At 65.3% G+C, this 12,901-nt stretch carries 12 protein-coding genes; 9 read left to right on the top strand and 3 right to left on the bottom strand.

Annotation, left to right across the window (positions count from 1 at the left end; translation table 11 throughout):
- Positions 1-64 precede the first annotated feature (64 nt).
- The 7 genes from FFS18_RS01625 to FFS18_RS01595 all read left to right on the top strand — a co-directional run bounded on the left by FFS18_RS01625 (position 65) and on the right by FFS18_RS01595 (position 6,567).
- Positions 65-928, top strand: coding sequence for a helix-turn-helix domain-containing protein (locus FFS18_RS01625; protein WP_137869487.1), 864 nt, complete (start codon positions 65-67; stop codon positions 926-928).
- 120 nt (positions 929-1,048) lie between these two features.
- Positions 1,049-1,990, top strand: coding sequence for a tetratricopeptide repeat protein (locus FFS18_RS01620; RefSeq protein WP_249340248.1), 942 nt, complete (start codon positions 1,049-1,051; stop codon positions 1,988-1,990).
- Positions 1,944-2,948, top strand: coding sequence for a tRNA lysidine(34) synthetase TilS (tilS, locus tag FFS18_RS01615; protein WP_249340247.1), 1,005 nt, complete (start codon positions 1,944-1,946; stop codon positions 2,946-2,948). The genes FFS18_RS01620 and tilS overlap by 47 nt, the downstream gene beginning before the upstream one ends.
- An 80-nt stretch (positions 2,949-3,028) precedes the next feature.
- Positions 3,029-4,975, top strand: a complete 1,947-nt coding sequence (gene ftsH / locus FFS18_RS01610; protein ID WP_137869484.1) for an ATP-dependent zinc metalloprotease FtsH — start codon at positions 3,029-3,031, stop codon at positions 4,973-4,975.
- 124 nt (positions 4,976-5,099) lie between these two features.
- On the top strand, positions 5,100-5,423 hold the full coding sequence (locus tag FFS18_RS01605) for a hypothetical protein (protein ID WP_249340246.1): 324 nt from the start codon (positions 5,100-5,102) through the stop codon (positions 5,421-5,423).
- 33 nt (positions 5,424-5,456) lie between these two features.
- The gene (locus FFS18_RS01600) at positions 5,457-5,942 is read left to right on the top strand and encodes a DUF11 domain-containing protein (protein ID WP_171005185.1); all 486 of its coding nucleotides are present in this window, start codon (positions 5,457-5,459) and stop codon (positions 5,940-5,942) included.
- Between the two features lie 19 nt (positions 5,943-5,961).
- A complete protein-coding gene (locus FFS18_RS01595; protein WP_137869481.1) occupies positions 5,962-6,567 on the top strand; it encodes a DUF3800 domain-containing protein in 606 nt (201 codons plus the stop codon).
- Positions 6,568-6,698: 131 nt separating this feature from the next.
- On the opposite strand, the gene rpoZ is transcribed toward FFS18_RS01595, so the two are convergent.
- Positions 6,699-7,043: a DNA-directed RNA polymerase subunit omega gene (rpoZ, locus tag FFS18_RS01590; protein ID WP_137869480.1), complete on the bottom strand. Its 345-nt coding sequence runs from the start codon at positions 7,041-7,043 to the stop codon at positions 6,699-6,701.
- Between the two features lie 139 nt (positions 7,044-7,182).
- On the opposite strand from rpoZ, the gene FFS18_RS01585 reads away from it, so the two are divergent.
- Positions 7,183-8,379 (top strand): phospholipase D-like domain-containing protein, encoded by a 1,197-nt coding sequence (locus FFS18_RS01585; protein WP_137869479.1) that lies wholly within the window; start codon positions 7,183-7,185, stop codon positions 8,377-8,379.
- Here the strand turns inward: FFS18_RS01585 and FFS18_RS01580 are convergent.
- A complete protein-coding gene (locus tag FFS18_RS01580; RefSeq protein ID WP_137869478.1) occupies positions 8,376-9,014 on the bottom strand; it encodes a class I SAM-dependent methyltransferase in 639 nt (212 codons plus the stop codon). The two genes, FFS18_RS01585 and FFS18_RS01580, sit on opposite strands and share 4 nt — an antisense overlap.
- 148 nt (positions 9,015-9,162) lie before the next feature.
- On the opposite strand from FFS18_RS01580, the gene FFS18_RS01575 reads away from it, so the two are divergent.
- The gene (locus FFS18_RS01575) at positions 9,163-10,473 is read left to right on the top strand and encodes an MFS transporter (RefSeq protein ID WP_137869477.1); all 1,311 of its coding nucleotides are present in this window, start codon (positions 9,163-9,165) and stop codon (positions 10,471-10,473) included.
- On the opposite strand, the gene FFS18_RS01570 is transcribed toward FFS18_RS01575, so the two are convergent.
- Positions 10,470-12,797, bottom strand: coding sequence for a CDC48 family AAA ATPase (locus FFS18_RS01570; RefSeq protein ID WP_502704163.1), 2,328 nt, complete (start codon positions 12,795-12,797; stop codon positions 10,470-10,472). The two genes, FFS18_RS01575 and FFS18_RS01570, sit on opposite strands and share 4 nt — an antisense overlap.
- Between the last annotated feature and the right edge of the window lie 104 nt (positions 12,798-12,901).

Genomic DNA, 12,901 nt, shown 5'->3' with positions numbered 1-12,901 from the left:
GTCAATGCGATGAATGGGGCGACACGGTCACACAGGGTTGCAACCGACCGGCGCGGAGACAGTAATGACAGACGAGGACGTCGCCCCGGAGCAGGGCGAGCTGGCGATCACGCGCACCGGCGATCGGCTTCGGCTGGCGCGAGAAGCGGCGGGGTTGTCGCTTGCCGATGTGGCGACGCGGACGCGGATCACCCAGCGCCATCTGTCGGCGATCGAAAAGTCTGATTTCTCGGAGCTTCCCGGGCGAACCTATGTGACCGGATTCGCGCGCGCCTACGCCCGTGCGGTCGACCTGCCCGAGGCCGAGGTCGGTGCCGCGGTGCGCCGCGAACTCGAGGAAGACGCCTATGGCGCGCGCCCGTTGTACGAAGCTTATGAACCGACCGATCCGGCTCGCCTGCCCACCGCGCGGATGACCTGGACGCTGGTGATCGTCGCCCTGCTTCTCGCCTCGGCCTATGGCGTGTGGCGCTTCCTGTCGGTCGAACCCGGCGAAGCCTTGGTCGCCGCGCAAAATCGCGCCGCCGATGCATCCGAAGCGCCGCAGAGCGACGCCGCCGCGCCGCCGACAACCAAGACGGGCGCCGGTGCGGCGGCCGTCGCCGCCGATGCGCCCGTCGTGCTGACGGGCATATCCGAAGTGTGGATCGGGTTCGACGACGCTGCGGGCAAGACCGAAAACTGGCGCACGCTCGACCCGGGCGAAACCTATCAGGTGCCGCCCGAGTATATCGCGCAGTTCACGCTCCGCACCAGCATCCCGCAGGCTCTTAAGGTTACCGTGGGCGGCCGCGATGTCGGCGCGATCGGGCCGGCCGACACGCTGGTCAAAGGTGTTTCGCTCAAGCCCGCCGATCTGGTGGCGCGCGCCGACGGCAATGGCGCGGCGAACGCAGCGGGGACCGCGGGCGCGCAGCCCAAAGGCTGAATCGGCCATCATTCGGGCCGGTCAGAGCTGCAGCGCGCCGAATTGGGTTTGCGCTGGCGCGCCTTGCCGCGTTATGAGCGAAAAAATGGTTAATTGGTGGGGGCCGAACGGCAAATGAAGATGCGTCATATCATTTTCTTGGGGGCGGCTTCGGTCGCACTGGTGGCGACGATGCCCGCGGCAGCGCAGGACGGCGCCATCGACAAGCGGGTCGAGCGGCTGGAAAAGGAAATGCGGGCGGTCCAGCGCTCGGTGTTTCCCGGCGGCAGCCCGACCTTTTTCGAAGGCGAGATTGCGCCCGACAACACCCCCGGCGAGCGCGCACGCGGCAACGCCCCGGTCATCGACCTGACCGCTCGCGTCGATGCGCTGGAAAGCCAGCTTCAGACGCTCACCGGCCAGACCGAACAAAATGCCTTTCAGCTTCGCGAGCTGGAAAAGCAGTTCACGGCCTACAAGGCCGAAACGGACAAACGTTTCGCCGATCCGGCGACCGTCGCAACGCCTGCCAGCCTGCCGCCCGCCGCGACCGTGAAGCCCCCGGCAACCACGGCGACGGCCGCTGCCTCTACCCCGGCGAAAAAACCCGCGACGCCCGCCGCGAAGCCGGCCAGCGCCACCCCCAACGCCGCGCGGCTCGCGCTGGTCAAGAAGGTGGAGATCCCCGTGACGGGTAACGAGACGAAGGACGCGTACGACTATGGCTATCGTCTGTGGGAAGCCAAACTCTACCCCGAGGCGCAGGCCCAGCTGAAGCAGGTGGTCACCAAATGGCCGACCAGCAGCCAGGCCAGCTATGCCCAGAACTTGCTTGGCCGGGCCTATCTCGACGAAGGCAAGCCCAGCCTTGCTGCCGTCGCATTCTACAATAATTACAAGGATCGCCCCAGCGGCGCCCGCGCTCCGCACAGCTTGATGTATATGGGGGTCGCGCTCGACAAGCTGGGCCGCAAGGCCGACGCCTGCAAAGCGTTCCGCGAACTCGAAGAAGTGTATGGCGACAAGGCGCCGCAGGATGTCCGGACCGATGCAGCTACCGCCAAAGCAAAAGCAGGCTGCTGACCGCGACCGAGCCGATCGACTGGCGGGCGACCTGCGCTCGCTCGTCGGCTCCGATTGGCATCGGCGCCATTATGGCGTCGCGGTGTCGGGCGGCCCCGACAGCATGGCGCTGCTCTGGCTGATGGCGACGTTGCTGCCCGGACAGGTCTGGGCAGCGACGGTCGATCATGGTCTTCGCAAGGGATCGGACGACGAAGCTCGAATGGTCGCAGGTTTTTGCGATCGCGAGCATATCCATCATTCGACCTTGCGGCCCGCGGTCCCGATCAAGGGTTCGCTACAGGCGGCGGCGCGCACCGAACGGTATCAGCTGCTCGAACAATGGCGCAGCGCCAATGCGATCGACCACATCGTTACCGCGCACCACGCTGACGATCAGCTGGAAACGCTGGTGATGCGGCTCAATCGCAGCAGCGGCGTCAGCGGCCTCGCCGCGATCCGCGCCCGCAACGGCGTCATCTTGCGACCGTTGCTGCGCTGGCGGCGCAGCGATCTGGTCGATATCGCGCTCGATGCCGACCTGCCCTTTGTCGACGACCCGTCGAACAGCGACAATCGCTTCGATCGCGCGCGGCTGCGCCAGGCGCTGCGCTCGCAATCGGTGCTCGACCCGGCAGCGGCGGCGCGATCGGCCGAGTGGCTGGCCGAAGCCGACGAGGCGATCGACTGGGCCGTCGAGCGTTCGATCGCGTCGTGGCCCGACGCCTCCGACATCGCCGTCATCCGCGACGAAGGCTATCCGCCGGAGATGTTCCGCCGCATCGTGGCGCAGCGCCTGCGCGCCAATGCGCCGCAACTCGCGGTGCGCGGTGCCTCGCTTGATGGGGTGATCGCCGCGATGCACAATGGCAAGCGGGCGATGGTCGGGGCGCTGCTGATCGATGCCGTTCGCGGGTTTGAAGGGGCAATCTGGCGCATTTCTGCGGCACCGCGCCGGAAACCACCCAAAAAGGCCTGATTGCCTCATTGTCATTTAACCCGATTATCCTATCTTGTCGGGGTGAGGCGCATCGCTGCGCCGGTTAGGAAAGTATTCGAATGCAGGACGACAAGGAACCGCAGGGCAACCCCTGGATGAAGAGTGTGATGATCTGGAGCGGCATCTTGCTCGCCATGCTCCTCGTCGCCTCGATGTTCGGCGGCGCGGCGCAGCCTGCGGGCAACACCCTGGCCTATTCGGAATTCCGGCAAAAGGTCGAGGAAGGCGCCGTCAAGGACGTTGTGCTGTCCGAAGACAAGGTGACGGGCACGCTGTCGAACGGCGATCGCTTCACCGCCAATGTCGTGCGCGACCCTGACCTCCTCAAGATGCTCAATGACAATGGCGTCAAATATGACGGCAAGGCCACCGAAGCGCCCAATTTCTGGATGTATATGCTGATCCAGTCGCTGCCCTTCCTGCTGATCCTCGGCATCGCCTTCTTTGTGTTCCGCCAGGTTCAGAAGAACAACGGCTCGGGCGCGATGGGCTTTGGCAAGTCGCGCGCCAAGATGCTGACCGAAAAGCAGGGCAAGGTGACCTTCGACGACGTTGCGGGGATCGACGAGGCGCGCGAAGAGCTGGAAGAAATCGTCGAATTCCTGCGCGATCCGACCAAATTCTCGAAACTCGGCGGCCAGATTCCGAAGGGCGCTTTGCTCGTCGGGTCGCCCGGCACCGGCAAGACCTTGCTCGCCCGCGCGATCGCCGGCGAAGCAGGCGTTCCCTTCTTCACCATTTCGGGCTCGGACTTCGTCGAAATGTTCGTCGGCGTCGGCGCCAGCCGCGTCCGCGACATGTTCGAACAGGCGAAGCGCAACGCACCGTGCATCGTCTTTATCGACGAAATTGACGCGGTCGGTCGCCATCGCGGCGCAGGCCTTGGCAATGGCAACGACGAGCGCGAACAGACGCTGAACCAGCTGCTCGTCGAAATGGACGGCTTCGAGGCCAACGAAGGCATCATCATCGTCGCCGCGACCAACCGCCCCGACGTGCTCGACCCTGCCCTCCTCCGTCCGGGCCGCTTCGATCGCCAGGTCGTCGTGCCGCGCCCCGACATCGAGGGCCGCCAGAAGATCCTCGAAGTCCACACGCGCAAGAAGCCGCTCGCACCCGACGTCGACCTGCGCCGCGTGGCGCGCGGCACACCCGGCTTCTCCGGCGCCGATCTGGCTAATCTTTGCAACGAAGCGGCGCTGCTTGCGGCGCGCAAGGGCAAGCGGCTGATCGCCAACGACGAGTTCGAAGAGGCCAAGGACAAGGTGATGATGGGCGCGGAGCGCCGATCGATGGTGATGACCGAGGACGAGAAAAAATCGACCGCCTATCACGAGGCCGGTCACGCGCTTGTCTCGCTCCACGTCGAAGGCTGCGATCCGCTCCACAAGGTCACGATCATCCCGCGTGGCCGCGCCTTGGGCGTGACGTGGAACCTGCCCGAACGCGACCGTTATTCGATGAGCATGAAGCAGATGAAGGCGCGGCTTGCGCTCTGCTTTGGCGGGCGCATCGCCGAACAGCTGATCTATGGCAAGGACGAGCTCAACACCGGCGCGTCGAACGACATCCAGCAGGCGACCGACATGGCGCGCTCGATGGTCATGGAATATGGCATGTCCGAAAAGCTGGGCTGGCTGCGCTATCGCGACAATCAAGACGAAGTGTTCCTGGGCCATAGCGTGTCGCGCGCGCAGAACATGTCCGAAGAGACCGCGAAGCTGATCGACGCCGAAGTCCGCCGTCTGGTCGAGGAAGGCGAACAGACCGCGCGCAAGGTGCTGACCGATCATATTGACGAGCTCCACCTGCTCGCCGCGGCGCTGCTCGAATATGAGACGCTCTCGGGCGAAGAATCGAAGCGGGCGATCAAGGGCGAAGACATCGGCCGCGAAGACGATGCGGACAAGCGCGGTACCCCGGTGTCGGGCCACGCTGGCTCGCTGCCGCAAATCAAGCGCAAGCCGCGCGGCCCGTTCGGCGACCCGAAGCCGCAAGGCGCCTAGGATCGGCGCCGAACGCGTTCGATTCAGGGCTCATTCATTGGCTGACGGCAAGTTGCGGCGCATGGCTTTACCGAATTGCGCGCGCATCTTGCCGGTCCTGCTCGCAGCGCCGTTGCTGTGTGCGATGGCCCCGGGCGACATGAGCGTCGCGGCGTTCCTGGCGCGCGCCGACTCCATCGCCCGACTCGGCCCGCTCGCGCTTGCGACGCCGCAAGGCAATGCGTTGAAGAGTGAAGTCGTGGCCGCGGGCAAACGGTACAAGGCGCGCATCGACGCCGACCGCCGCGCGGGGCGGAAAACCACCAGCTGCCCGCCCGAAACAGGTACGCTGACCCCCGACCAGTGGCTGGCGCATTTGCGTTCCTATCCCGCCCCGCTTCGCCGGACCGTCAGCATCAATACCGCGTTCGATGCCCTGATGAAGAAACGCTACCCCTGCCGGGCCTGATGCGCCATGAAGCGGTCGACAAAGGAGACGATGATGGCCGCTAAATCGGGAAAAATGTTGGTGCTCGCGGCGCTGCTGGCGATGGGACCGCAACCCGCTGCCGCGCAAGGCACCGGGGTGCTCACGAACAAGGTCGAACTGGAAAAGCCGGGTGCGATCGTCGAGGGGCGCGAGGGCGAGAAAACCTACACCACGCCCGATGTCGTCGTGCCGGGCGACCGGATCCGTCTGACCCTCACCTTCACCAACAATGGGACCGCTCCCGCGGCCGGGGTCAATCTGACCAATCCGATTCCCGCAGCGCTGGTCTTTGATGGCACGACGGACACGGCGGGCTTTGCCGTGTCCGTCGATGGCGGCAAGACGTTTGGCGCCCTCGCTGCGCTGACGGTCGCCGTCACCGGCGCGGCGCCGCGCCCCGCCATCGCCGCCGATGTCACCCATGTCCGCTGGCTGTGGCCCGACGCGGTTCCCGCGGGGCAAAGCCGCTCCGTCGCTTTCTTCGGCCGCGTCCGGTGATCGATCGGCGCTACCGCCGGTGACGATTTATTGCGACGAATCGGGTGGCCTGAACGCCGGTGCGATGACCTTCGCCGCGGTGATGCTGACGCCGCAGGTGGCCGCCGACATTCATGCCCGGTTTCGCAGTGTCACCGGACTGCGCAGCGAGCTGAAAGGCAGCCGGATCAGCGTGGTTGAGCGCGCCTATCTCCTCGAACTGTTCGATCGTGCGGGTGGCCGCGCTTGGGTGGCGGTGGCAAAGCGCGACACGTTGACGCAGCCTCCAGACGGCGCGCCGCTAAGCGATTTGGCGCTCTATGCGGCTTTGCTCAACTTGGCGGTCGGGCGCTGGCTGCCCGAAACCGGCGGCGTATGCACGGATGTCGTGATCGACGAGGGCCGCTATGATGTCGCTATCCTGGCCAAAGTGCGCGAGGAAATCCAGGCCGGTCTCGGCCGATGGGGCCGTGCCTCGCTCGCCGACAGCCGTCGCAGCGAAGGGGTCCAGATCGCCGATGTGATCGCGAACAGCCTGTTTAACATCGCAGTCGCCTCGCCGCGCGCGCACCGGATCCAGCGGATGATCGAACCGATGCTTGCATCGAAGACGATCCGCGTGGCGGAGTTGCAGCAGGTTGCGTAGCTGGATGGCTTCTTTGGGGTCGGGAGGATCACCGACAGCAATCGGTGCTTAGAAGACATCGCGCACGCCTCATCCCAACCAAAAAAGGGCCGCGGTTTCCCGCGGCCCTTTTTTGTTAGCGATCGCGCCGGTTATTCGAAGTCGCTGCCACCACCCGCGGGGCTGCGCGGTGGCGCGGCGGCGGTCAGGCGCAGGGCTTCAGCCGAACGGCTGATCGAGCTGATTTCATCGGGGGTATCGTCATCGTCGACAACAACCTTCTGCAGCGTCGTGACCAGCGTTTCCTTCAGGTCCTTCGGGCGCACGGTCTGCTCGGCGATTTCGCGCAGCGCCACGACCGGGTTCTTGTCGCGGTCGCGGTCGATGGTCAGCTCGGAACCGCCCGAAATTTCGCGTGCGCGATGCGCGGAGAGCAGGACCAGGTCGAAACGGTTGGGAATCTTGTCGACGCAATCCTCGACGGTAACGCGGGCCATGTTGTTTCCTTAGAAGATAGGAGAGGCCAGCCTTTTTGGAGGCGTGGCGGCAAGCGCTGCGCGCTAGCAGCAAGGCCCGCCGCTGTCAATCAAAGCCCTGCCCTTGCGGCGTTCGCGGCGGCATGCCTATGAGCGGATGATGACCGACGTCCCCTGCCCCGCCAGCGATCCCGACGCCCTGACCGCCGATGTCGCCGGGCATCGGCTGGAGGTCATCGTCGACGGCGACCAGCGGCTTGCCCGCATCCTGGCGCTGCTGAACGGCGCGGTCCACAGCATCGACATCATCATGTACATCTTTGAGCACGACGGCGCCGGAACCCGCGTCCTGGATGCGATGACCGCGGCGGCACGGCGGGGCGTGCGGGTCCGCGCGGTGATCGACAGCTTCGGCTCTTCGGATATTGCCGACAGCATCTTTGCGCCGCTGCGCGAAGCGGGTGGCAGCGTGACCTTTTTCTCGCGGCGCTGGCGCTCGAGCTATCTGATCCGCAACCACCAGAAACTGCTGCTGATCGACGAAACGGTGGCCGTCACCGGTGGGTTCAATATCGCCGCCCCCTATCTGGGAACGCAGCGAGACAATTGCTGGTTCGACCTCGGCATCGTCGTGCGCGGCCCGTCGGTCACGCGGATGGTCGCCTGGTTCGCCGAAATCCACGACTATACCGTGAACAACGACGGCAAATTGCTGATGCTCCGCCGCCTGATCCGCGAATGGCCGGTCGAAGCCGGACCCGTAACCTGGCTGGTCGGCGGTCCGACTCAGCGGCTGTCCCCATGGGCGCGCGCCGTGCGCAGCGACCTCACCGGCGCGCGCCAGCTCGATATGGCGATGGCCTATTTCTCGCCCGGGCAAGGTATGCTGCGGCGGCTCGGCCGCGTGGCGCGGGAGGGCCGGGCGCGCTTCATCATGGCGGCGAAGTCCGACAATGCGGCGACGATCGGCGCCTCGCGGCTGCTTTATGGCTATCTGCTGCGCAAAGGCGCCCAAATCTGGGAATATCAGCCGTGCAAGCTGCACATGAAACTGATCGTCATCGACGATGTCGTCTACATCGGGACTGCCAATTTCGACATGCGCAGCCTGTTCGTCAATGTCGAGGTCATGCTGCGCATAGCCGACGCCAATTTTGCCACGCAAATGCGCGGTTTCATCGCGGCGCAGCAGCCCGAATGCGAGAACATCACCCGCGCCTCGCACAAAGCGCGTGCCGGGTGGTTGACCCGGCTGCGCTGGACGCTGGCATGGTTTGTGGTGGGTGCCGCCGATTATACCGTGTCGCGGCGGCTGAACTTCGGTCTCGGCGACCCCGATCCAGACCTGGAGGTTTAGTCTTTCCAGCCCCAGAATAGGAAACAGGGCGGCACATTCACCCATTCGAACGCATTGTCGATACGGGCGAAATGCGGCGCGAGAAAATCGCGGGCGCGAGCGCGGAACTGATAGACGAGGAACGCACCGCCGGGGCGCAACACGCGGTGCGTGGCGGCCGCAATCGCCGGGCCGACGCCCGCGGGCAACGTCGAAAAGGGTAGGCCCGACAGAACATAGTCGGCCTTGTCGAACCCATGCGCCGCGATGATTGCCTCAACCTCGCCCGCCGAACCATGGACCGCGATAAAACGGCTGTCGCGGATGTCTGTCCGCAGATAATCGATGAAATCTTCGTTGGTATCGATCGCGATCAGCGTCGCATCGCCCGCCATGCGTTCGAGCACTGGGCGACAGAACGTCCCGACCCCCGGACCATATTCGACGAACAGCTTGGTATTCTTCCAGTCGACGGGGCGCAGCATGTGGCGGATCAGCGTCGGCGAAGAGGGTACGATCGAACCCACCATGACCGGATGCTTGACAAAGCCGCGGACAAACATGCCCCACGGCCCGAAAAAGCGTTTGAGGCGCTCGCGCAGGCGGCGGGCCAGCGGCGCTTTCGTTTCTTGGGCCTGCGCCCGCGGATTGGTCATGGTGGCCTTCGCGTTGTTGCGGTTGGCGCTGGCGTGGCAAAAACAGCGCGTTGGCGCAAGGAAAGAGTCAGTCTTGACTCTGGACAGGTGACCGGGCGCGTGTAGGGAAAGGCCGACTTAAGGGGGCGGCGCAGCGAAGGGGGCAGCCATGGCAAAAACATCCGGCTCGATCCCGGCCGACCGCATGGCGATTCTGTTCGCGGTGATGCTGGTCGCTGCCGCGGGCAACACCGCGATGCAGTCGATCCTGCCCGCGATCGGTGCCAAGCTCCACATCCCCGACGTCTGGGTCAGCCTCGCCTTCAGCTGGTCGGCGTTGTTGTGGGTGTTGACGGCACCCTATTGGGCGCGGCAGTCGGACCAGCGCGGACGCAAGGCGCTGATGGCGTTGGGCGTGATCGGCTTCATGCTGTCGATGGCGCTTTGCGGCGCGGCGCTATGGTCGGGACTGCAAGGCTATCTCGCCGCCGGGACAACCTTCATCATTTTCGCGCTGTTCCGCAGCCTGTATGGCGGTTTCGGATCGGCGGCGCCGCCCGCGGTGCAGGCCTATGTCGCGGCGCGCACCGACCCGGAAGAGCGCACGCAGGCGCTGTCACTCGTCTCGTCGTCCTTTGGCCTCGGTACCGTCATCGGCCCTGCCATCGCGCCTTTTTTCATCCTGCCCTTCGTCGGCCTCGCCGGTCCGTTGCTCGTCTTTGCCCTGATCGGCCTGCTCGTCCTGATCATGCTCCGCTGGCGACTACCCGACGATGTGCCGCGGTTCGCAGCACGCGGCGCAATCGTCGCCTATCCGACGTCGGCGGGCTCCCCCGCTGCGGCAACCGACGATAGCGACGACGATGTCGTCGATCCAGGCGCCGCCAGCGCCCCGCCGCTGCGCTGGTCCGACACCCGCGTTCGCCCGTGGCTGCTGGCTGGGCTATATGGTGGCCAGGCGCAGGCGATGATGCTGGGCGTCATCGGCTTCCTGATCCTCGATCGGCTTGATCTTCGCCTCAACCCCGACGAAGGCGCCGCGATGACGGGCATCGTGTTGATGGCGGGTGCCTTTGCCACGCTGCTATCGCAATGGGGATTGATCCCGTTGCTCAAGCTGTCGGCGCGCACTGCCGTGCTGATCGGCTCCGCTCTCGGCGCAACGGGGCTCGTGATGACCGGCTTGTCGCAGGACCTGCACGGCATCGTGATTGGCTTCGCTCTCGCCTCGCTCGGTTTCGGGCTGTTCCGCCCCGGCTTTACCGCGGGGGCATCGCTGTCGGTGCCGCGGCGCGATCAGGGCAGCGTCGCCGGCATGACCGCGTCGATCAACGGATCGGCTTATATCGTCTCTCCCGCCATCGGTGTGCTGCTCTACAATTGGCACCCGATGATCGCCTATGGCCTGATGGCGGCCTTTTGCGGCTGGCTCGTGCTGTGGGGCTGGTCGGCGCTGCGGCTCGACCAGCCCGCCGCTTAATCCTTTACCGCGCCGTCGGCGTGCTTCTGCTCGCGCACCGGCTTAAGCATCCCGGGCGCAAAGAAGCCGATCGGGTTGACGCTCATCGCGGCCTGCTTGATCTCGCCCTGGATTTTTTCATAATCCTTTTCCATCGCTTCGGTGACCGATGCGCGGGTGTCCTTCAGCGCCGCGTCGAAATCGGCCATGGTCACCGCATCGCTGTTGATCGACCGCTTGAGCGCGGCCAGACCGGCGCGGCGGGTCAGATCCTCTAGGTCGGCGCCGGTGAATCGATCCGACTTTTCCGCGAGCACCGCCAGATCGACGTCGTCGGCGAGCGGCATATTGCCGGTCTGGATTTCCAGGATGCGCTGGCGTCCCTCGGCGTTGGGGACCGACACATAGATCAGTTCGTCGAGCCGACCGGGGCGTAGCAGCGCCGGGTCGATCAGGTTCGGACGATTGGTCGCACCGATAACGACGACCGACTGCATTTCCTCGATCCCGTCCATCTCGGCCAGGATCGTGTTGACGACGCGCTCGGTCACCTGCGGCTCGCCGGACGTCCCGCTGCCACGCGCCGGGACCAGGCTGTCGAGCTCGTCGATAAAGATGATCGTCGGCGCGACCGCGCGCGCGCGGGCGAACAGCCGCGCAATCTGTTGCTCGCTCTCGCCATACCATTTCGACAGCAGGTCGGACGACTTGATCGAGATGAAATTGGCGTCGGACTCGCGCGCCGCCGCCTTGGCCAGCAGGGTCTTGCCGGTCCCTGGCGGGCCGTAGAGCAGAAAGCCCTTGGCGGCCCGGATGCCCAGCCGCCGAAAGGCTTCGGGATGCTTGAGCGGCAGCTCGACCCCTTCGATCAGCTTTTCGCGCGCCGCGTCCAGCCCGCCGATGTCGCTCCATCGCGTCGTCGGCGCCTGCACCATCACCTCGCGCATCGCGGACGGCTGCACCCGTTTCAACGCATTGCTGAAATCATCGCGCGTGACGCGCAATTCCTCCAGTACATCCGGCGGAATCGTCCCCTCGGCCAGGTCGAGCTTCGGCATGATGCGCCGCACCGCCTCGATCGCCGCTTCGCGGGTTAGCGACGCCATGTCGGCACCGACAAAACCAAAGGTGGTGCGCGCGAGTTCGGCGAGGTCCACGTCGGCCGAAAGCGGCATCCCGCGCGTGTGGATACCCAATATTTCCCGCCGCCCGCTTTCGTCGGGAACCCCGATGACGATCTCGCGATCGAAGCGGCCCGGACGGCGCAGCGCCTCGTCGATCGCGTCGGGGCGGTTCGTCGCAGCGATGACGACCAGGTTGGTGCGCGGCTCCAACCCGTCCATCAATGTCAGCAACTGCGCGACGAGGCGTTTTTCGGCCTCGCCCGTCACCTGCCCGCGCTTCGGCGCGATCGAATCGATCTCATCGATGAACAGGATCGACGGCGCAGCCTTCGCCGCCTGGTCGAAAATATCGCGCAGCCGCTTTTCGGACTCGCCATAGGCCGAACCCATGATTTCCGGGCCGTTGATCAAGAAAAATTGCGCTTCGCTCTCGTTGGCGACCGCGCGCGCGAGCCGCGTCTTGCCGGTCCCCGGCGGCCCGTGCAGCAGCACCCCGCGCGGCGGGTCGACGCCCAGGCGGCGAAACAATTCGGGATAACGTAACGGCAGTTCCACCATCTCGCGCAGCTGGTCGATCGTTTCACCCAGCCCGCCCAGATCGTCATAGGTCACATCGGTGCGGCGTGCGTCCTGCGGCTCCTGATATTCGGGTAGCAGTTCGATTTCGGTGTTTTCGTCGATGAACACGACGCCCTTGGGCGCCGCGGAGACGACGATCAGCCGCACTTCGGCCAGCGCATAGGCGGGCGCGTTGAGCATCTGGCGTAGCTGCGGCGGCATATCACCCGATTCGAGCCGCTGCTGGCCCGCGGTCGCCACGGTATCGCCGGTTACCACCGGGCGGCCGAAAAAGCTGCGCTTCAGCGCATTCGCCGATCCTTGCAGCCGCAGATTTTCCTGCGCCGGGGCGAACACCACGCGCGTCGCGGCGCGCGTGTCAACGCGGCTCAATATCACCATATCACCTGCCCCCGCGCCCGCATTGGCGCGTTGCAGGCCGTCGAGGCGGATCACCTCCAGCCCCTCGTCCTCGGGATAGGGTGCGACGACGCGCGACGCGGTCTGCCGCTTGCCGCTGATCTGGATGATATCACCCTCGGTAACGCCCAGTTCGGCCATCGTGGAACGAGGGATGCGGGCAATGCCGCCCCCGCTTTCCTCGGCGCGTGAATTCGCCACCTGCAGTTTCACCTGTTTGTCTTTTACCGCTGCATCGGCCAAGGCGCGTCTCCGTCAAAAAGATCCATATGCCGAAGATAGGATGGTCGTTCCCGATTTGCGACCCCCGCCCGTCGCTTGACCCAGCACCGCCCTATGCCGCACTG

This window comes from Sphingopyxis sp. 2PD, from assembly GCF_005503695.1.
GTDB lineage: Bacteria > Pseudomonadota > Alphaproteobacteria > Sphingomonadales > Sphingomonadaceae > Sphingopyxis.
Note: the sequence above shows the minus strand (reverse complement) of the source record. Positions and strands in the feature narration are given on the sequence as shown.

Excerpts from the sequence above, each read along its gene's own strand:
- FFS18_RS01625 (WP_137869487.1), top strand. The coding sequence starts at position 65 with ATGACAGACGAGGACGTCGCCCCGGAGCAGGGCGAGCTGGCGATCACG.
- FFS18_RS01620 (WP_249340248.1), top strand. The coding sequence starts at position 1,049 with ATGCGTCATATCATTTTCTTGGGGGCGGCTTCGGTCGCACTGGTGGCG.
- tilS (WP_249340247.1), top strand. The coding sequence starts at position 1,944 with ATGTCCGGACCGATGCAGCTACCGCCAAAGCAAAAGCAGGCTGCTGAC.
- ftsH (WP_137869484.1), top strand. The coding sequence starts at position 3,029 with ATGCAGGACGACAAGGAACCGCAGGGCAACCCCTGGATGAAGAGTGTG.
- FFS18_RS01605 (WP_249340246.1), top strand. The coding sequence starts at position 5,100 with ATGGCCCCGGGCGACATGAGCGTCGCGGCGTTCCTGGCGCGCGCCGAC.
- FFS18_RS01600 (WP_171005185.1), top strand. The coding sequence starts at position 5,457 with ATGGCCGCTAAATCGGGAAAAATGTTGGTGCTCGCGGCGCTGCTGGCG.
- rpoZ (WP_137869480.1), bottom strand. The coding sequence starts at position 7,043 with ATGGCCCGCGTTACCGTCGAGGATTGCGTCGACAAGATTCCCAACCGT.
- FFS18_RS01585 (WP_137869479.1), top strand. The coding sequence starts at position 7,183 with ATGACCGACGTCCCCTGCCCCGCCAGCGATCCCGACGCCCTGACCGCC.
- FFS18_RS01580 (WP_137869478.1), bottom strand. The coding sequence starts at position 9,014 with ATGACCAATCCGCGGGCGCAGGCCCAAGAAACGAAAGCGCCGCTGGCC.
- FFS18_RS01575 (WP_137869477.1), top strand. The coding sequence starts at position 9,163 with ATGGCAAAAACATCCGGCTCGATCCCGGCCGACCGCATGGCGATTCTG.